The organism is Dendrosporobacter sp. 1207_IL3150, from assembly GCF_036763085.1.
Taxonomy (GTDB): domain Bacteria; phylum Bacillota; class Negativicutes; order DSM-1736; family Dendrosporobacteraceae; genus JBAIYU01.
The window spans coordinates 121215-139275 of the sequence record NZ_JBAIYU010000031.1 but is presented as its reverse complement, the minus strand read 5'-3'; the positions used below and the strand labels follow the sequence as shown (position 1 = coordinate 139275).

The following is an 18061-nucleotide window of genomic DNA, read 5'->3' as shown; positions in this document are numbered from 1 at the left end:
ACCCGTCCTTTATACTCCAAGTACCATAGCTCCCTACTATCTAGCATGAGGCTTCAAGTAGCGGCAAAACTGTTGATTGGAATTTCTCAAGCCCCTTCGGGGACATCTATCTCATTCAAAAGTGATGGAACCCTACTACTTAGCGATTTTAAGCATAATACAGTAGGACGGTTCTCCTGTATCTTTTTGCCGTTCTCGCTGAGCAAGGATATACGAGAACCGTTGTATCTACCGTTCTTAACTGACCAGTCCTACTCACTGATGGGCATGTCTGAGAGGTAAAGTAACCTTGACACAATTCCAAATCACACTTATTCTATAATTGCCGCACAACAAATGCCCCATGGAGGTTACCGTATTGCACCAAAGAATATGTTTCGGCCCTTACGACTTATTTTCGTTAAAGCACGACTTAGTTGTTACTCTGCAGCCACCGACAAACGAACCAGCGCAGCCGCTGACGAAAGAAACATTTAAGATAGCTACTCAATTTATTAAAGAATTTGGCGAAAAGGAACGGGGTCGCATATTACCGGAGCGTTTTGAGGACACGAAGGCAAAGTATGTGGCAATCTGGGCAAGATTCATAAGCACACATCAAGAATACTATCGCAAGCGAAAATATCTGCATGTCGCATATAATCCTGATAACGATACGTTTTCTGTTGTTATTCCCGATAGAGGACGCCCACCGAAACCTAACTCCGCCGATAAGAAGATCGATTTCCGTCTGGACACGGCAACAACTAATCAATTGGACAATTATTGTCGCATAAGTAATATCCAAAGATCACAAGCAATTAGAGAGGCTATTGAACTGTTTCTCGCTGACAAAGGCCGAAATAAATGATATTACCGCTTATTTAGCCACTTAAAACAAGCTACCAAATGCAGATCCTTCTCCATAACACCCAAAACCCCTGTATCCATGCTGGATGCAGGGGTTAACATTTTCTGCCTCACACTTAATATCCACGTTTTGCGCCGTTTTTACGAAACAGCCAGCTTAGGCCTTCCTCCACCGGAATACCTGGTGTTTTTTGCGATCTTGCAGATTAGTCGGAGGAAGCGCATAATCCTTCCGCTGCATGAGTTATTGATTGAATGGCATGAGTTATTGATTGAATGATTCCAATTTCTCTTAAAAGCACAAACAGCCTACCCATATAGGGCAGGCTGTTTTCCATATAGATTCACGCATAGCCCGAATGCTAAACTACATTAACTGCTATACGTGGTAATATTTCAAGAGACCAAGCGTGAACTAGATTGCGAGGTATGTGCCTCCAAGCGATTGAATGCAAAGTAATGGTATGATCCAACATAATCCACTTTATCCTGAGTATAGCTATATATTTCTGTCAGTCCCTTATCAACGACTTCCCTTTGAAGAAAGCTAATGCCGTCGCAATCGCACATTGTTGTATACGCTTTTAGATTATCTGATCGATATACTTTGTGTTTCTCATGCATTCTTGGATCATCTGTTGCCTTAGTAATGTAGTTTGCTAAGTTGTGACCTAAATTTCCATACTCTGTGTCAAGAATCTTAACATGAATAAAACCATGCGGCCATAAAGCTGACAGACATCCTTTTTTGCTTTTGATCACACCTTCCTTGATGAAAGGAGCCGCTTCCTCTGGATCCTTTGGAAGTTGTCTATTTATGATCGCATGAAGATGATAGCCACTTCGTTGATGCGGCTCTACTACAGCGATGTATTTTACTCCAGGAACTTTTCGTTGAAGTTCCTGTAAGAATCGGCGGAATGCTTTTAACGACTCATCTATTTCTTTTACAGTCTGAAATGTCAGCGTAATGAATGTATCCCCATCTGTAAAATTTTCATTGATTATCCTTCCAAGTTTTCTTGCTTTGCGGCGCGCTCTATATGCTTTCATGTTGCTGTTTCTTTCAATGGGGTCGTCTGATGCACACTTATCCTGCCTGCCTACGCTACGCCGGGGCTTCCCTGTGTGTAGAATATTGCGTTCATAGACCTGTACCTCAATATAAGGCCCAGCGACCACTACTTTGAAGTTTGATCCTACTGCATCAGCATAGAGCTTTTGGCAGGCTACTGAGAATGGAACAGTGGCCTGAACCTGGTTTTTCTTCATACAAACGACCCCTTACTGTTATAACTGCGTAGTATATCCTCAAGTATTAGACGCCGCAAAACTGTTCTAAAGTTGTAGGTTTCTAGTCGGCTTCGGCATCAATTTCACTTCTTCACAGATTGCTTTAACCATCTGTTCAAAAGGTGTTGGAACATATTTGCTTGCCTTCCGTGCCTTTAGTACATTTAAATCATCCTTCATTAGTTTGATTGCTTCATCAATCATGCCAGTTTCACTGAGAAACTGCGGACGTGTCACATTTCTTAACGTACATTCTTCCGCCAAATTAAGGCTGTGAACTTTCTCCAATATCGCGTCTAAGTGACGCCATCCGCGTTTTGTATTTACATCCCGTATGGCCGCGTAATCCTCTACTATCTTGCGTAGCTCTGCCTTCTTACTCAATTGCCTCATATCTAACCATCTCCTAATCACTTTCTTAAAACAGAAACATCAACCCCATATAAGTCGGCTAGCCGGAATAAAACTTCCCCTTTAACCTGGGTCTTTCCATTCTCATATCGCCAAACCGTACCTGGGTTCTTGCCGATCAAATCAGCAACTTTTCGAATAGTCAGCCCGCGCTTCCGTCGCAGATGCCTCAGCGCATCGAAATCAATCATGCTCATCGCTACACCTCCCTTCATTCCGTTCGTAAATACATTACGCAGCCTTATCTGTCATTTACACAATATGAATCCAAAAATGCATAATTATATCGATCTAATTACAATCACAGCTCCTAGAACCTATATGCTTGATGACTTGTCCGTCTGGGTATTCTTGCCCCCGGGGGTCGAGATAGCAAAAGGCCAATTTCCGCCGCACAATAAATGCGGTAGAAGTTGGCCTTTCGTTTTATTTCTGAACTTGAAAGGAGGTGAATCTAGTGAGCATCCATAAATACGGTAGCCGCTTTTGGACCGCTTAGGCTGACGGTAATCTTGTCTGCGTCACATTGTATAAAAAGGGGGCGATCAAAGTAGTTCGACGCTTATCTGGAATCCATTAGCGAACAGACCAAGGGAGTTACATTATATTTAATCGAACTCAGTAAAGGACACCGTCAAACGTTTGCCTTCTATGTTCAATCCGGCAGACTACCTATCACGGGAATCTGGCAGAGTGGAACAAGCAGCAAGGAAGACATTATTTGCCGCACATAAAATTACTAACAGAGCCTGGACGGCAGTGAATAGCGGCCATCTGCAGATCGACAGCTTATAACGCGAGCAATGGAAGCCAGTTGTGCAAATTCTTGCTCCGGCACTGCAGTACATCTGAATGTAGAATACATGAAATTATGCTACAGAATACTTTTAGTGTCGATCACAGCACAAAGTTATCCAAACAGCAGACTCGTGAATTGAACGATTAACTCATGAAGTAATTTTTTACAAATACGACATAATATGTTGACGTAATTTCAATCCTGTGTTAGAATACAATTGAATACTTATGATAAGTCAAGCGGCTTTGAGTAAATTTGCTCACTAGCAACTTGTTAATACACTTTCAGCTAAAAGGCGCCAATTGCGCATTGTCTAATCAAGTCATCGTCACTACGAATGATTTGATTGACCGTGTCCAATTGGTGCCTTCGTGTTTATTAACCTATTATGCTGAAGGAGCGGATATAATCGTGACTACTTTAAATGCAACAAAACTAACCGAATGCAATGGCACTCATTCAAAACCTCGTCGAATGAATAGAAATCTTGATTCTATGTCAGACATCCTGACAGCTCAGGATATCGCCGACTACTTACATATTTCCCGACGCCGAGTTTATGAATTGTTCCAATTCCACCCCTCTGATGGCGGAATCCCGAACTTCGACATCGGAAATTCCAAGAGAGTCGACAAGCATGACTTTATTGCTTGGATCGAAGCCCTAAAATTGCAAAAGCAAAATAAGAAATCGGCATAATGAATTTCACCTTATAATGGAGGAGTATATATGGCATATTTCCGCAAACGTGGTTCTACATGGTCTTATACCATAGATATTGGCAGAAAGCCGGATGGCAGAAGAGATCAAAAAACAGTAAGCGGCTTTAAAACAAAAAAGGATGCCCAGTTGGCATCTGCGGAGGTCTTACGAGAAGTTGAGGATGGCACCTATGTTAAAGAGCAAGATATAACGTTTGAACAATTTGTGAACGAGTGGCTGGAGCTATATGGTGACAACGTTAAAGAGAGTTCTGTTAGAGTTAGAAGGCATGAAAGCAATTGCCTGGTTGCGCTATTTGACGCAAACACAAAAATCAAGGACATTACTCCCCGCATATATCAGAAAGCTCTAACTGACCTTAAAAAAGATGGTTATGCCGAAAATACTCTTGCTGGTATCCACGGCACCGGCCGCATGATCTTCAAGAAAGCTGTCGAGCTGAAAATAAGAAAAGATGACCCTACACAATATGCTCGTATTCCACGTGTGCAGAAAACGGTCGAAGAACTAGAGCAAGAGACTGAAATCCCGAAGTATCTCGAAAAAGAGGAATTAGCTGTCTTACTCAGAACAGCTCGCGAAAAGGGCCTAGAAGGCGATTACGCAATCTTCCTGACTTTGGCCTATACTGGTATAAGGGTCGGTGAATTATGCGCCCTTAAATGGACTGATATCGATTCTGATGAAGAAACAATCACTATTACTAAGACGTACTACAACCCAAGCAACAACACTGTAAAATACAAGCTCCAGACACCTAAGACTGGCAGCTCAAAGCGCACGATTGAAGTGGACAAGCTTGTTATCCAAGAACTTGAGCGTCACCGTTTAAAACAAAATATTATAAGAATGAAACACCGCGAGACTTATCACGACAAGAACTTTATATTTACAAAAACAGAAGATAAATTTGGCTACCCTCACTATATCAAGTTTGTAGAGAATCGAATGGCAAGGCTCTTAAAACTGAGTGGGTTAAGCACAAACCTCACGCCCCACTCGTTACGGCATACACACACTTCCCTGCTGGCTGAGGCTGGTGTTGGGCTTGAGGAGATTATGGAGCGGCTTGGTCACTCTGATGATGAAATCACAAGAAAGGTTTACCTCCACGTCACAAGAACAAAGAAGAAAGAGGCAGCTCAAAAGTTTAGCGAACTAATGAGCTGCCTCTAAAAATATTCTTTATGTGGTCAAAATGTGAGCATTGGGCTTAACATCGAGCTTGGAATCCCAGATTTTCTGGGATCTCAGGCTCTTATTACATCATGCCGCCCATGCCACCCATGCCGCCCATACCGCCCATAGCGGCGGCTGCAGGGTTATCTTTTTCTGGCTTATCAGCTACTAGTGTTTCAGTAGTCAATACCATAGCTGAGATGCTGGCTGCGTTTTGCAGTGCGGAACGAGTTACTTTAGCAGGATCCACTATACCAGCAGCAATCATATCGATATACTCTTCAGTAAGAGCGTTAAAGCCGATACCCTTGCCAGATTTTTTAACATTTTCTACTACAACAGATCCCTCAAGACCTGCATTATTAGCGATTTGACGAACTGGCTCTTCAATAGCACGTCTAACTATTTGAACACCAGTCTTTTCATCACCGCTTGCAACCACACCGTCAAGAACAGGCAGAATATCGATGAAAGTAGTACCACCACCAGCTACGATGCCTTCTTCAACAGCAGCACGAGTTGCATTAAGTGCATCTTCAATGCGCAGTTTCTTTTCTTTAAGTTCAACTTCAGTAGCTGCACCAACTTGAATAACAGCTACACCGCCAGACAATTTAGCAAGGCGTTCTTGAAGTTTTTCTTTATCAAAATCAGAAGTTGTTTCTTCGATTTGAGCTTTAATTTGGGCTACACGTGCTTTAATATCGTCAGCTTGGCCAGCACCGTCTACAACAGTAGTTTCTTCTTTAGATACGCGAATCTGACGAGCGCGTCCAAGATCTGTTAATTGAACGCTGTCAAGTTTACGTCCAAGTTCTTCAGTGATGACACTACCGCCTGTAAGGATGGCGATATCTTCAAGCATAGCTTTACGACGGTCACCGAAGCCAGGAGCTTTTACTGCAACAGCGCGGAAGGTACCACGAAGTTTATTAACAACTAAAGTAGCAAGAGCTTCGCCTTCAACGTCTTCAGCAATAATTAGTAATTCTTTGCCTTGTTGAACAACTTTTTCAAGTACAGGAAGCATATCAGCAATTGCGCCAATTTTGCGATCTGTGATAAGGATATAAGGATCGTTTAAAACAGCTTCCATTTTATCTGTATCTGTTACCATGTAAGGGGATATATAGCCGCGGTCGAATTGCATACCTTCAACAACATCAAGACTAGTTCCCATACCTTTGGATTCTTCTACAGTGATAACGCCATCTTTGCCAACCTTTTCCATAGCCTCAGCAATTAATTGGCCAATCTCTTCGTCAGCTGCTGAAATGGAAGCAACTTGAGCAATAGCATCTTTCGTTTCAACTTTTTTAGCGTTCTTTTTAATTTCTTCTACAAGAGCTACTACAGCTTTCTCGATACCCTTTTTAATAATCATAGGGTTTGCGCCTGCTGCTACATTGCGCATTCCTTCACGGATCATAGCTTGTGCTAGTAAAGTAGCAGTTGTAGTACCGTCACCTGCAACATCATTTGTTTTTGTTGCAACTTCTTTAACAAGCTGCGCTCCCATGTTTTCAAACGGATCTTCTAATTCGATGTCACGAGCAATAGTAACACCATCATTAGTAATAGTTGGAGCACCAAATTTTTTATCTAAAACAACGTTACGGCCCTTAGGACCAAGAGTAACTTTAACAGCATTAGCAAGCGCATTTACGCCTTTCTCGAGTGCACGACGTGCGTCTTCATCAAACAAAATTTGTTTAGCCATTATATGTAATCCTCCCTTATTTGAATAGTATATTTATTACTCTACTATTGCCAGAATATCTCTTTCGCTTACAATGAGGTATTCTTGACCTTCAACTTTAACTTCGGTACCAGCGTATTTAGAGAAAATAATTTTATCTCCCTCTTTAACATCAAGGGCTACACGTTGACCGTTGTCGAGTAATTTACCAGTACCAACAGCTACAACCTGACCTTCTTGGGGTTTTTCCTTAGCAGTATCAGGTAAAACGATACCACTCTTTGTTTTTAATTCCCCTTCTAAAACTTTAATGACCACTCTGTCGCCTAATGGCTTAATCATTGAAGTAACCTCCCTTTATGATGTCTTATATTATTAGTTTATTTGTTAGCACTCACCAATCGCGAGTGCTAATTCCATAAATTATCATAATATAATTCATTGCCAAAAATCAAGAGCAATAAACGGAAAAATAAGGCTTATGCTAATTTTTTTTTAAAATTAACACTTGAATTCGCTTTATTATTACGAATTTCTTTAATTTAGTCAGTTTTTTAGCTTTTACATTTTACATTGACTGGCCCATATAAAGTGAGATCTTAATTTAGGCGGAGTTTGATAGAACTTATCCCAATAAGAAGTTATTCTTCTTATTGGGGCAAAAAAAGAATTAGCCTGAACTGCTATGCTTAATTAATTTAAACCTAACAGTTCAGGCTAATTGCTATTTTTCCTTCTTCTTGGTAACAGAGTCAACTATCGCTTGAGCTACATCTCTAATAGACTTTCTCTTACTCATACTATATTGCTGAATACGACGGTATGCTTCAGTTTCATTTAGATTATACGCATCCATCAGTATCCCTTTAGCTCGGTCAAGGATTTTGCGAGTTTCAAGAGAGTTTTTTACATCTTCCAACTCTTGCTCTAATTCAGCAAATTCCTGAAACCGTGATAATGCGATTTCAATAGCAGGAAAAAGATTTGTTTCTTTGACCGGTTTTACTAAATACGCTAAGACACCGGAATCTTTCGCTTTTTCAACAATTTCTTTTTGGCTGAAAGCTGTTAGCAGAAGTACTGGCGAAATTTTTTCGTTAGAAATAGCTTTAGCAGCTGTAATGCCATCCATTTCAGGCATTTTAATATCCATAATAACCAAATCAGGACGATACTTGCGCGTTAGTTCAATAGCCTTCAGCCCGTCAGTAGCCTCGCCGACAACAATATGACCGGCTTCTTCAAGTATCTCTTTTAAATCCATTCTAATTATTGATTCATTATCAGCAATAACTACACGCAATTGTTGCATTTTTATCTTCCTCCCTCAATGGTTCTAGGAATTGCGATACGCGCGTGCGTACCCTTATCAGCATACAATTCAAAAGTGCCGCCTAAGTCATCCTCAATTAAAGTTCTTACAATTTGAAGCCCCAAACTTTTGGACGCCTGTGAGTTAAAATCTTCTGGCAGTCCAATACCATTATCGTATATTTCGATACGATAAGTGTCTGGATTCGTGCTTATATCCACACCAATGAGACCTTCCGGCCTGCCAATAAAACCGTGTTCTATTGAATTTTGGATAAGCTCATTAATCACTAAGGCTAAGCTGCTTGCTTGCTCCGACGGCAGTATTACCGTTTCGCCATTGAAGACGGTTTGTAAGTTAAAGTCTGGCTCTAACATGTTTTGGATAACTAGATCCAGGATATTTTTCGCAACTTCAGCAACATCTATTATCTCAGCATCCTGCTGTGATAAAAATTCATGAACCACTGAAATACTCAAAATTCGGTTAACACTCTCACGCAGTGCCGCCTTAACTTCAGTAGACTTAGTCCGCCTAGCCTGAAGCCTCAGTAAACTGGCAATCGTCTGAAGATTATTTTTGACTCTATGGTGAATCTCTTGGATTACCGCGGATTTTATTAGTAACTCTTTTTCCTTTTTTTTGAGTTCAGTTACGTCTGAAACAACAATTACAGTGCGTAAGACCTGCCCTCCCTGAATGATCGGAATGGTTCGCTGGACTAAGATTAAATTGCCTGCCTCCAATTCGCTCTCATAGGGCATTTGACTAGAAGTTGTTTTTTTAGTATAGCGCATATTTATCTGCTTATCGTAAATATAGCGACCAACTAACCGTCCAACTCCCAATATCTTATAAATACTGCTTGAAGCACCGTTTGCAAAAATTATTTTACCACGGTCATCCGTTATTATAATGCCATCACTTGCCGAAAGTGCGCGATGAAGTTTTCCATCAAAAGGTGATCTTGCATTAATAAGAAGTTTATAGGCAGTATCAAGCAGAATATTATATCCTTCAGTACGAATCTCTTCATGACTTGTTTCAAAACTAACTACTGCAATAATGTTACCATCATAATCCCTTATCGGGTAGGTCTGCATCTCCATCAACATTCCGAGTGCCCATTCTCTCTGACCGCAGATAGGCTGTCCTGTAGACATAGTACGCCAAATTAATGGCTCCTCAGTTGAATAAACAGTAGTTCCAAGCAAATTGGGTTTATATTGGCTAAAGCTTGTATTCGGTCTAAACTGGGCAGCAATAACCAATAAATTTTCATCGGTAGCCTTAGTATAAATAGTTAATTGAGCGTGTGCTAAATCGCACACTAAAGGAAAGATACCGCTGAGTTTATCCAGTATTTCAATTTGCGCAATGGTTAATACAGTTATCTTACGGCATACATCTCCAATAACTCCCATTTTCCTATCCATCCTCCAGGCATATTACTAAATTAATTTTTATTCAACCTTTAGTCACAAAATTCCTTTTCGCGTAAACTTTTTTTATTTAATAAAAGTCAATATCACTTTTAGATTTATCCACAATATCCACAAAGTTATACACATTCACTACACTTATTAATGGCCCTATTTTCTACTTATCCACAGTATCCACAAATTATAATTCGACACTTTTCCACAGTTATTGCCCTATTTTGAGCGAAGGTACTGCATTTAGATATAAATCTGCAATTTTGCCACCTTGGTATTGATAATACGCCCTGCACGCTATCATTGCCGCATTATCGGTACATAATATTGGGCTTGGATAATATAGCTTAATGCCGCTTGCCGTACAATCGCTTTCCAATCTATTTTTAAGCATACTATTTGCAGCAACACCACCTGCTAAGACAAGCTTATTTACATTATAATGCTCGGCTGCTTGCAGAGCTTTCGAAACCAAAACGTCTACTACTGCAGTTTGAAAACTCGCAGCAACATCAGCTTGATTGATCTGTTCCCCGCGCTGTGCCGCGCTATTTAGATAGTTTAGAACTGCTGATTTAAGCCCGCTAAAACTGAACTCAAAGCTGCCTTTTTCACTCAAGGCTCGCGGAAAGCTAATAGCAGAAGGATTACCTTGCGCAGCCAACTGATCAATATATGGTCCTCCTGGGTAAGGTAACCCCATTACTCGGGCAACTTTATCAAAAGCTTCACCAGCCGCATCATCGCGAGTCTGACCAACTAGTTCAAAATTGTTATAGTCTTTAACATAAACTAGTGATGTATGTCCACCTGAAACTACAAGAGCCATAAATGGCGGCTCTAGCTCACTGTGCGACAAAAAATTAGCAAAAATATGCCCTTCTAGATGGTTGACTCCAATTAACGGAATATCAGACGCAAACGAAAGAGCCTTTGCCGCGGCAACGCCAACTAATAAAGCCCCAACTAAACCTGGTCCGTAGGTTACTCCAATTGCCGTAATGTCCTTTAATGACACTTCAGCTTGCCTTAAAGCTTCATCTACAACAGGTATAACATTTTCAATATGCTTACGTGATGCTATTTCAGGAACAACGCCACCAAATTTTTGGTGCACCGGAATTTGAGAAGATATAATGTTTGATAATACTTTTCGCCCATTAAGAACAACCGCTGCTGAAGTTTCATCACAACTTGTCTCTAATGCTAATGTATAATAATTGCTATTGATTTGGTTTAATGAACTATTCAAGGCAGATGCCTCCATCTTTTTGCTATTTAATTACACGTATTATTAAAACTGAAAATACACAAATTACAGATAGAGTGATAATAAATCACTCGAAAGGAGGGATTCAAATGGCAAGATCAAATAGACCTGTAAATCCTGCCAGTGAAAACGCTCTAGATCGAATGAAATTCGAAGTAGCATCAGAACTAGGAATTGCGGAACATGTTCGTTCATCAGGATGGTCTACAATGACTTCCGCAGACTGCGGTCGTGTAGGTGGCCAAATGGTTCGCCGGATGATTGAGCAGTACGAATCAACACTGAAATAACCGATTGGGCGGCATTGCCGCCCATAAACTTTTGTGTAGCACATTTGTGCCATAGTGCATATTCTATAAAAACCAATCACCCTTTGACCGCGAAAGCGGTCTTTTTTTTACGCAGGTTACCAATTATATACCATCAAAATTCCGCCCACATAATAAGCGCATCTTCTTTCGTATCAGTATAATACTGCTTTCTAATACCACGTTTTTCAAAACCTAGCTTCTCATACAAACACTGCGCAGCATTGTTAGATACCCTAACTTCCAAGGTCATACTGGCTGCGCCATGCAGCTTAGCCTTCTGTATCATTTCAAGCAGAAGTTTCTCGCCCAAGCCACTTCTGCGGTACTGAGGGATAATAGCTATATTTGTAATATGCGCCTCATCTAAAATCAGCCACATTCCGGCGTACCCTATTACTTGCCTATTATCTTCAAGCACAAGATAATAGGCGAGCTTATTAGTTATTTCCGATTCAAACGCGTCTTGCGACCAAGGCGTAGAAAAAGAAAGAACCTCAACAGCCAAAACATCCTCAATATCTTCCGCTAACATCGGTCGAATAATTATTTCATTCATCCACAAACTCCATTGCGTCGTTCCCACAATTCTTCAGCTTCAGACCTTCTTATATATAACGGTTCTAATGTCATTACGTCATTCTTTAATTCGGAATTTAGCATTTTATGACCAAGAACAGCTACACTTGCTGCTCTTGGAATTATTAAATGAGCAGGTGCTAGAAGTATATTATCTCCATATGAAATAATGTGTTCTTTTTTCATTACTGCAGCCTCACCCATAACCATTACAGGTTTATTTAAAACTGTCAGTTTCTCAAGCACTTCGTCAAACATACCGACTTGGGCAGGCTGAAGCTCGCGAAGTTCTCCACTTTCCCATCGATATAACGCCGTATAAACGTTATTTTTCTGCGCATCAAGCATAGGCGCCAAATAAACTTCCGGCACTGGACAATTATAAGCAAGCGCTGTTAACGTTGGCACACCGACAAGCGGAATATTAAGAGCATACGCTATTGCTTTTGCCGTAGCTAAACCTATTCTTAGTCCTGTAAAAGAGCCTGGCCCAATACTGACTGCTATTGCTTTTAAATCACTCTTATTTAGTTTCGCAGCAGACAAAATCTGTGATATATGAGGCATTAGCAATTCTGAATGAGTTAATTTAGTTTGAATTGTTAACTCAGCCACCAGTGTATCCTGTGTAGCTAAAGCTACGCTAGACACAAGGGTGGCCGTATCTAAAGCAAGAATTGGCAACAGTTTTCAACTCCTCGCAAACCTGTTGATACTTAACACCATTTGATTTAACTTCAATAAGTCTTTCAGTAGTTATATCACCAGGTTTTATTTCGATCCACAAATGCTCTTGAGGCATTTCCTCAATGAATTTATCCGGCCATTCAATAATGGTCAGACCGCCGCAATTAATATATTCATAAAAACCAATATCAAATAACTCTTCAGTCCTGTCTAATCGATATAGATCAAAATGATAAATAGTCAACTTGGCGTTATAAATATTTAAAATACTAAAAGTAGGGCTTGTAACATCATCAGTCGCCTTAAGTTCAGCAGCTATTCCCTGGACTAAAAGTGTCTTACCAGCTCCTAAGTCGCCTTTAAGACAAATTTTAAAGCCATCTGAAGTATGTTTTGCAATTTGTCTGCCAAAATCAAAAGTCTCTTCTGGCGAACAAGTTTTAAATATAAACATCGAAACACCTTCTATTTAAAATGATTGTATCCTCTAGCCTCTAATTGTACAACTTTTCCAGAGGATTCGACAAGCTCAACTTTAGCTGATCCATCAATAACATCCCCAATAATTGTTAAAGTCTCACCTATCTCTTCTAAAGGTAACAAACTGTATTTATCTGGATCAATTGTGAAGATCAACTGGTAATCTTCACCCCCGTATAAAGCATAATCTAACTCTGGGCGCTTTAGAAAGCCTGCAGCTTGATATACTTCTGTCGCTATTGGGATCTTTTGAGAAAACAGTCTAAGGCCAACATTGCTAGCTTTAGCTATTTCATTTGCCTCACTTGCTAATCCGTCGCTTATATCATCCATGCTGTTAGAATATGCTGCTATAACTCTTCCAGCGCATACCTGAGGCTTCGGAGTGAGATGGCTAGTTACTAATGGCCAAGCAAAATCAAGTTCTTCCCAGTTACCCTTTGTAAGTAGGTCCAACCCAGCTGCAGAATTTCCAAGCATACCTGTAACAACAACAAAATCACCAGGCCTAGCGCCAGATCGTCTTTGTAATTGAGCTGGTTCAACTTCACCTATTACTGCAACATTTATAACAAGACCATTTTTGCTGGCTACAGTGTCCCCGCCAACTATATTTACTTTAAATTGCCGGCATATCTCTTTCATACCTTTATATAAATTCAAAACAAAATCCGCTGATATCGTATTGGGGATTGCTATTGATATAACTAAATGCTTTGGAGCCCCCCCCATAGCGGCAATATCGCTTAAATTAACAGCAATAGCCTTGTAACCAAGTTGATAGGGTGTTGTCGTGTTTAAGTCAAAATGAACGTTTTCTACCAGCATATCGGTTGATAATAATTGTAACTGACGCGGAGTCGGCAGCAAAACTGCAGCATCATCCCCAATACCAAGAATAACAGAAGCTGGATCGATAATCGTGTTCTCTTTTAGTAGGTCAATAAGACCGAATTCGCCTAATTGTTTTAGTTCCATTAATACCACCCAATTCATGTACGTGTTCCACAAGCTTTACGTAATTTCTTTTCTTGCTTATACTAGTATTTCCTGCATTCGTAGTATGCCACACATCGAAAAAAATAAAAGCAGCCACTAGTTTTCACTAGGGCTGCGTAACCATTTAGCATTGTTCGATTGGTTTACCTAAATATTCACCAACAATTTTCATCGCACAATAATTACCGCACATTGAGCAGGCTTCTGCTCCACCTGGATTTCGTTCTTGCCGATAACGCGCTGCTTTTTCTGGATCAATAGCTAATTCGATTTGCTTATCCCAATCTAGAGCTTTACGGGCTTTAGCCATTTTTAAATCCCATTCGCGAGCTCCTTTGACTCCTTTTACAATATCAGCAGCATGAGCGGCAATCCTAGACGCCATGATACCCTCGCGAACATCATCAACTGTCGGTAACCCTAGATGTTCAGCTGGTGTTACATAGCAGAGGAAATCAGCACCTGCGGCTGCTGCAAGCGTGCCTCCTATTGCAGATGTGATATGATCATAACCTGGTGCAACGTCAGTAACCAGCGGTCCTAAAACATAGAAAGGAGCGCCTTTGCATATTTGTTTTTGTAATTTAATATTAGCTTCGATTTGGTCGTAAGGAACATGACCAGGGCCTTCGACTAAAACTTGAACACCTTTAGCCCATGCTCGATCTACTAATTCCCCTAAAACCAAAAGTTCTTGTAATTGAGCACGATCGGTAGCATCAGCTAGGCACCCTGGTCTTAGACCATCCCCTAAGCTTATTGTTGAATCATAGCGAGCACATATGTCGAGAATTTCATCATAACGCTCATATAGTGGGTTTTCTTTACCATTATGCAGCATCCAGCCAGTTATAAAGGAACCGCCACGGCTTACTACGTCGGTTACTCTACCCTGTTGACGCAGGCGAGCAATAACACCTTGTGTTACACCACAATGAATGGTCATGAAATCAGCACCGTCTTTAGCTTGCTGCTCGATTGCATGAAGCATATCGTCACCTGTCATATCAATAACAGAGCCACGTGATTTAATAGCTTCTACTGTAGCTTGATAAATAGGCACAGTACCGACAATGATAGTCGATTTTTCAATAATTGCCCGACGTGAAATATCAATATTATCACCGGTACTTAGATCCATAACTGCATCTGCACCAGCTTTAATAGCAACTTCTAATTTAGCTAGTTCTGGCTCAATATCAGGAAAGGCACTTGAGGTGCCGATATTAGCATTTACTTTAGTCGAAAGTCCTAGACCTACGCCTCTAGGCTGTAGTGAGGTATGGTTTACATTGGCACAGATAGCTATTGTGCCTTCTGCAACTCTTTCCCTTATAACCTCAACGTTTATACCTTCTTTTTCTGCCACAATCTGCATCGCATCAGTGATTTTTCCTTGTCGTGCAAGCTGCATTTGAGTTGCCATAAAAAAGTCCCCCCTAATTAATCTGCGATTTACTACTGATAAAGAAAACACGGCTTGCGTCTAGCCTTAGCAACAGCGCAAGGCGATACTTACCATTTATCCTGCTTTTAAGAAAACTATGCTTCTGTTAGGATAAAATAAGAGCCGCTTAACCAAGAATGGCTAAACGGCTGTTAATATTTACAGTCTTTTCGGCCACTTCCCTACGCTGGTATTAGCCAGTAATCAGGTTCTAAGGGTCGGCCAAGCGGCCTCTCAGCTATATGCTCCCCTAGTGGAATGTATAATATGAATTTACTCTTTATCATTACCATTTTAGCAAATTGCCTATGGTAATACAATCATTTTTTAATAATATTTTCTGATCTACCGAGCGGTTCACTTGTATCTAGATGCCCGTTAATTGTATCTACTTTTTTGCCATCAACTAATATTTGAACCTTCTGAATATCAGGGAACTCAGTAAGAGTGTTTACTATCGCTCCCACTAATAGAATTTCTCCCGCTGAGCCGCCACTGCTGTTTTTTATGAGTTTATCATTAAAATCAACATATGCGGTATGGTCTTTTATTCTTATACTGCGCAATTTAGTTCCCGCAGGAATAGCGGAAACCAGTTCTGCCTGCTTAGTTCCACTGATTAAAAGCTCAACAGCAGTTTTTGCAGGATGATCATTATTGGGAACTATATGCGCCTCAGCTACTAAATTCGAAGCATCTTTCGTGGCATGATAAACTGTTATCTTCATCATATTCTGAGCCGGAACTGCCGAATTTTTATCTGCTTGTCCAGAATTATCATTCGCAGCCGGCGGGACATTTGGAGAAGGCTGATTACTTTCACTGCAGCCAGTAATTAGCATAGCTATCAAAAGGAGCAGCAGTAATAAATAGTTTTGTCTTAGTTTCATTACTTGGCACCCCCTCTGCTAGCAGCCTGACGGAAGAAATTATTTATTCCATCAACAATACCCTCGGCAATTTCCTGCTGAAACGTAGGAGAGCCTAATAGTTTTTCCTCTTCTGGATTAGATATAAATGCCAACTCGAGTAATGCTGCTGGCATTAAAGTACGTTTAACTACATAAAAATTTGCTGTCTGAATACCGCGATCTGCTAAACCGCCGGCCTCAATAAGGCTAGTTTGGATATTTTGTGCCAGCATTTTATCATATCTTGATTTCTGATAATAATGCGTAGAGGTGCCACCAACGCTCCTATTAGCAAATGCATTGGCATGAATACTCAAAAACAGATCAGCTTTTATGCTGTTTGCCACTTTTGTACGTGCGCTAAGTTCCTCCACTGCAGTAGCAGCAGCCCCAAATACATCACGGTCATCCTGTCTTGTCATAATAACTTTAGCGCCGGCTTTCTCTAATAAAGCCTTAACTTTTATTGCTACAGGCAGCGTAACTTCTTTTTCCTTAAGCTTATTTAAGCCTATAGCCCCTGGGTCACTTCCTCCGTGACCAGGATCTAGGACGATTACCTTACCTTTAAGTCCGGGTTTAAAATTAAACTCGATAGGAGGAATTGGCTTATTAATATCAACTACTACCCTAAAAGGCCTATTAGCTTTCGGATCGCTAGGCAACGTAAACACCTTATATTCGCTGTCCTCAAGCATTGCCGGAAGGTTAATCATTATTTTACTGCTTTCAGCATTTATTGCCGAAAACTTCACCTCATTGGCTATCTTACCGTCTAAAGTCATAGCATCTTTAAAGTCCCCTAAAGATGCACCTTTAAAATTAACTGTAAGGCAAGGATCAGGTGTTGCACTCATACTAGCTGTAGCCTGAACTTGTCCTGAAATATCGAATACTAAACGAAGTTTTTGAGAACCAGTAAGGGCATCATTCGAAAGTGCATAATTGACCTTTGTTATTTCATTTTTCTTAGCTGATAAGTCTGCAGCAGGCTTCGCCTCTATATTTACAGGAGGTTTAGTTAATGCGGTTGGCTTATTGATATCAATTACTACTCTAAAAGGTCTTTTCGCTTCTTCATTACTTGGTAAGGTAAAGACACGATAATCACTTTCGGCAATCATCGAAGGTAAGTTTACAATCAGCTGGCTGTTTGAATCATCTAACCGTTTGATATTTGCTGAATCTGCTATATTTCCATCTAGTTTAAATTCCTCTTGCAAACTACCAACTGATGCACCCTTCACATTTACTATTAGAGTGTTAGTATTTCCGATAATTGAAGAAGCTTGTACCGGCCCTGATACATCAATAACTAACCGAAGCATTTGGGCCTTTGTAGTTTGATCAGTATGTATAGCGTAGTTAAACTTAGTCATTTCAAGTCTATTTCCAAGACTAGACTGAAATTGGCCATTACTATCTACATTTATAGGAATCGATACCGCGGGTTTGCCATCAGGAATTAACTCAGGCAGACCTGCCAATGCTATCTGTGGAATCATTAGGAAAACTAATAAAAGTAAAGTAACTATCCTAGTACTTATACGCCAACACCTCCTATTGCTTATTTTAATATTTTTTATACGATAAGAAAGTATAACTTTCTTACTGCATAAGGGGTGGAGCATCGATTTTTGCCTTCGCAGAGCTCGACACAGGCCGTGTTTTCTTTATGA

The 18061-nt window shown here is 40.4% G+C and carries 19 protein-coding genes and 1 riboswitch; of the genes, 4 read left to right on the top strand and 15 right to left on the bottom strand.

Going from position 1 to position 18061, the window contains the following annotated elements; genetic code table 11:
• Positions 1-358 precede the first annotated feature (358 nt).
• Positions 359-850, top strand: coding sequence for a hypothetical protein (locus V6C17_RS14785; RefSeq protein ID WP_333523350.1), 492 nt, complete (start codon positions 359-361; stop codon positions 848-850).
• A gap of 395 nt (positions 851-1245) precedes the next feature.
• Here V6C17_RS14785 and V6C17_RS14780 read toward each other — a convergent pair whose 3' ends face one another.
• From V6C17_RS14780 to V6C17_RS14770, 3 genes are all read right to left on the bottom strand, one after another.
• The gene (locus tag V6C17_RS14780) at positions 1246-2121 is read right to left on the bottom strand and encodes a rolling circle replication-associated protein (RefSeq protein ID WP_333523349.1); all 876 of its coding nucleotides are present in this window, start codon (positions 2119-2121) and stop codon (positions 1246-1248) included.
• Between the two features lie 66 nt (positions 2122-2187).
• Positions 2188-2535 (bottom strand): hypothetical protein, encoded by a 348-nt coding sequence (locus tag V6C17_RS14775; RefSeq protein WP_333523348.1) that lies wholly within the window; start codon positions 2533-2535, stop codon positions 2188-2190.
• A gap of 17 nt (positions 2536-2552) precedes the next feature.
• On the bottom strand, positions 2553-2750 hold the full coding sequence (locus V6C17_RS14770; RefSeq protein ID WP_333523347.1) for a helix-turn-helix domain-containing protein: 198 nt from the start codon (positions 2748-2750) through the stop codon (positions 2553-2555).
• Between the two features lie 857 nt (positions 2751-3607).
• On the opposite strand from V6C17_RS14770, the gene V6C17_RS14765 reads away from it, so the two are divergent.
• Both V6C17_RS14765 and V6C17_RS14760 read left to right on the top strand, forming a co-directional pair.
• Entirely contained in the window at positions 3608-4051 is a 444-nt protein-coding gene (locus V6C17_RS14765) for a helix-turn-helix domain-containing protein (RefSeq protein WP_333523346.1), read from the top strand.
• Positions 4052-4081: 30 nt separating this feature from the next.
• On the top strand, positions 4082-5251 hold the full coding sequence (locus tag V6C17_RS14760; RefSeq protein WP_333523345.1) for a site-specific integrase: 1170 nt from the start codon (positions 4082-4084) through the stop codon (positions 5249-5251).
• An 85-nt stretch (positions 5252-5336) separates the two neighbouring features.
• Here the strand turns inward: V6C17_RS14760 and groL are convergent, their stop codons facing one another.
• From groL to tsaD, 5 genes are all read right to left on the bottom strand, one after another.
• Positions 5337-6974 carry a chaperonin GroEL gene (gene groL, locus V6C17_RS14755; RefSeq protein WP_333523344.1) on the bottom strand — a complete coding sequence of 546 codons (1638 nt, stop codon included), beginning with the start codon at positions 6972-6974 and terminating at the stop codon, positions 5337-5339.
• 36 nt (positions 6975-7010) lie between these two features.
• A complete protein-coding gene (groES, locus tag V6C17_RS14750) occupies positions 7011-7295 on the bottom strand; it encodes a co-chaperone GroES (protein WP_333523343.1) in 285 nt (94 codons plus the stop codon).
• A 382-nt stretch (positions 7296-7677) separates the two neighbouring features.
• Positions 7678-8265, bottom strand: a complete 588-nt coding sequence (locus V6C17_RS14745) for an ANTAR domain-containing response regulator (protein ID WP_333523342.1) — start codon at positions 8263-8265, stop codon at positions 7678-7680.
• Between the two features lie 2 nt (positions 8266-8267).
• Complete coding sequence (locus tag V6C17_RS14740; protein ID WP_333523341.1) at positions 8268-9689, bottom strand: sensor histidine kinase; 1422 nt, start codon at positions 9687-9689, stop codon at positions 8268-8270.
• Positions 9690-9912: 223 nt separating this feature from the next.
• The gene (gene tsaD / locus V6C17_RS14735; RefSeq protein WP_333523339.1) at positions 9913-10953 is read right to left on the bottom strand and encodes a tRNA (adenosine(37)-N6)-threonylcarbamoyltransferase complex transferase subunit TsaD; all 1041 of its coding nucleotides are present in this window, start codon (positions 10951-10953) and stop codon (positions 9913-9915) included.
• A 107-nt stretch (positions 10954-11060) separates the two neighbouring features.
• On the opposite strand from tsaD, the gene V6C17_RS14730 reads away from it, so the two are divergent.
• Positions 11061-11261 carry an alpha/beta-type small acid-soluble spore protein gene (locus V6C17_RS14730; protein ID WP_333523338.1) on the top strand — a complete coding sequence of 67 codons (201 nt, stop codon included), beginning with the start codon at positions 11061-11063 and terminating at the stop codon, positions 11259-11261.
• A gap of 133 nt (positions 11262-11394) precedes the next feature.
• Here V6C17_RS14730 and rimI read toward each other — a convergent pair whose 3' ends face one another.
• From rimI to V6C17_RS14695, 7 genes are all read right to left on the bottom strand, one after another.
• Complete coding sequence (gene rimI / locus V6C17_RS14725) at positions 11395-11838, bottom strand: ribosomal protein S18-alanine N-acetyltransferase (protein WP_333523337.1); 444 nt, start codon at positions 11836-11838, stop codon at positions 11395-11397.
• The gene (gene tsaB, locus V6C17_RS14720) at positions 11835-12542 is read right to left on the bottom strand and encodes a tRNA (adenosine(37)-N6)-threonylcarbamoyltransferase complex dimerization subunit type 1 TsaB (protein ID WP_333523336.1); all 708 of its coding nucleotides are present in this window, start codon (positions 12540-12542) and stop codon (positions 11835-11837) included. Before tsaB ends, rimI begins: the two co-directional genes overlap by 4 nt.
• Positions 12502-12999, bottom strand: a complete 498-nt coding sequence (gene tsaE, locus V6C17_RS14715; RefSeq protein WP_333523335.1) for a tRNA (adenosine(37)-N6)-threonylcarbamoyltransferase complex ATPase subunit type 1 TsaE — start codon at positions 12997-12999, stop codon at positions 12502-12504. Before tsaE ends, tsaB begins: the two co-directional genes overlap by 41 nt.
• 11 nt (positions 13000-13010) lie before the next feature.
• Complete coding sequence (gene thiL / locus V6C17_RS14710; protein ID WP_333523334.1) at positions 13011-14003, bottom strand: thiamine-phosphate kinase; 993 nt, start codon at positions 14001-14003, stop codon at positions 13011-13013.
• Positions 14004-14148: 145 nt separating this feature from the next.
• Positions 14149-15450, bottom strand: a complete 1302-nt coding sequence (gene thiC, locus V6C17_RS14705) for a phosphomethylpyrimidine synthase ThiC (RefSeq protein ID WP_333523333.1) — start codon at positions 15448-15450, stop codon at positions 14149-14151.
• Positions 15451-15633: 183 nt separating this feature from the next.
• Positions 15634-15733: riboswitch (TPP riboswitch) on the bottom strand.
• Positions 15734-15791: 58 nt separating this feature from the next.
• The gene (locus V6C17_RS14700; RefSeq protein ID WP_333523332.1) at positions 15792-16361 is read right to left on the bottom strand and encodes a GerMN domain-containing protein; all 570 of its coding nucleotides are present in this window, start codon (positions 16359-16361) and stop codon (positions 15792-15794) included.
• Complete coding sequence (locus V6C17_RS14695) at positions 16361-17887, bottom strand: N-acetylmuramoyl-L-alanine amidase (protein WP_333523331.1); 1527 nt, start codon at positions 17885-17887, stop codon at positions 16361-16363. The genes V6C17_RS14700 and V6C17_RS14695 overlap by 1 nt, the downstream gene beginning before the upstream one ends.
• Positions 17888-18061 lie beyond the last annotated feature (174 nt).

Bases quoted from the DNA above. Each gene is read 5' to 3' on its own strand.
- V6C17_RS14740 (WP_333523341.1), bottom strand. From the start codon at position 9,689: ATGGGAGTTATTGGAGATGTATGCCGTAAGATAACTGTATTAACCATT.
- V6C17_RS14730 (WP_333523338.1), top strand. From the start codon at position 11,061: ATGGCAAGATCAAATAGACCTGTAAATCCTGCCAGTGAAAACGCTCTA.
- groL (WP_333523344.1), bottom strand. From the start codon at position 6,974: ATGGCTAAACAAATTTTGTTTGATGAAGACGCACGTCGTGCACTCGAG.
- thiC (WP_333523333.1), bottom strand. From the start codon at position 15,450: ATGGCAACTCAAATGCAGCTTGCACGACAAGGAAAAATCACTGATGCG.
- V6C17_RS14700 (WP_333523332.1), bottom strand. From the start codon at position 16,361: ATGAAACTAAGACAAAACTATTTATTACTGCTGCTCCTTTTGATAGCT.
- tsaE (WP_333523335.1), bottom strand. From the start codon at position 12,999: ATGTTTATATTTAAAACTTGTTCGCCAGAAGAGACTTTTGATTTTGGC.
- V6C17_RS14770 (WP_333523347.1), bottom strand. From the start codon at position 2,750: ATGAGCATGATTGATTTCGATGCGCTGAGGCATCTGCGACGGAAGCGC.
- groES (WP_333523343.1), bottom strand. From the start codon at position 7,295: ATGATTAAGCCATTAGGCGACAGAGTGGTCATTAAAGTTTTAGAAGGG.
- V6C17_RS14775 (WP_333523348.1), bottom strand. From the start codon at position 2,535: ATGAGGCAATTGAGTAAGAAGGCAGAGCTACGCAAGATAGTAGAGGAT.
- V6C17_RS14780 (WP_333523349.1), bottom strand. From the start codon at position 2,121: ATGAAGAAAAACCAGGTTCAGGCCACTGTTCCATTCTCAGTAGCCTGC.
- thiL (WP_333523334.1), bottom strand. From the start codon at position 14,003: ATGGAACTAAAACAATTAGGCGAATTCGGTCTTATTGACCTACTAAAA.
- V6C17_RS14745 (WP_333523342.1), bottom strand. From the start codon at position 8,265: ATGCAACAATTGCGTGTAGTTATTGCTGATAATGAATCAATAATTAGA.
- V6C17_RS14695 (WP_333523331.1), bottom strand. From the start codon at position 17,887: ATGATTCCACAGATAGCATTGGCAGGTCTGCCTGAGTTAATTCCTGAT.
- V6C17_RS14760 (WP_333523345.1), top strand. From the start codon at position 4,082: ATGGCATATTTCCGCAAACGTGGTTCTACATGGTCTTATACCATAGAT.
- rimI (WP_333523337.1), bottom strand. From the start codon at position 11,838: ATGAATGAAATAATTATTCGACCGATGTTAGCGGAAGATATTGAGGAT.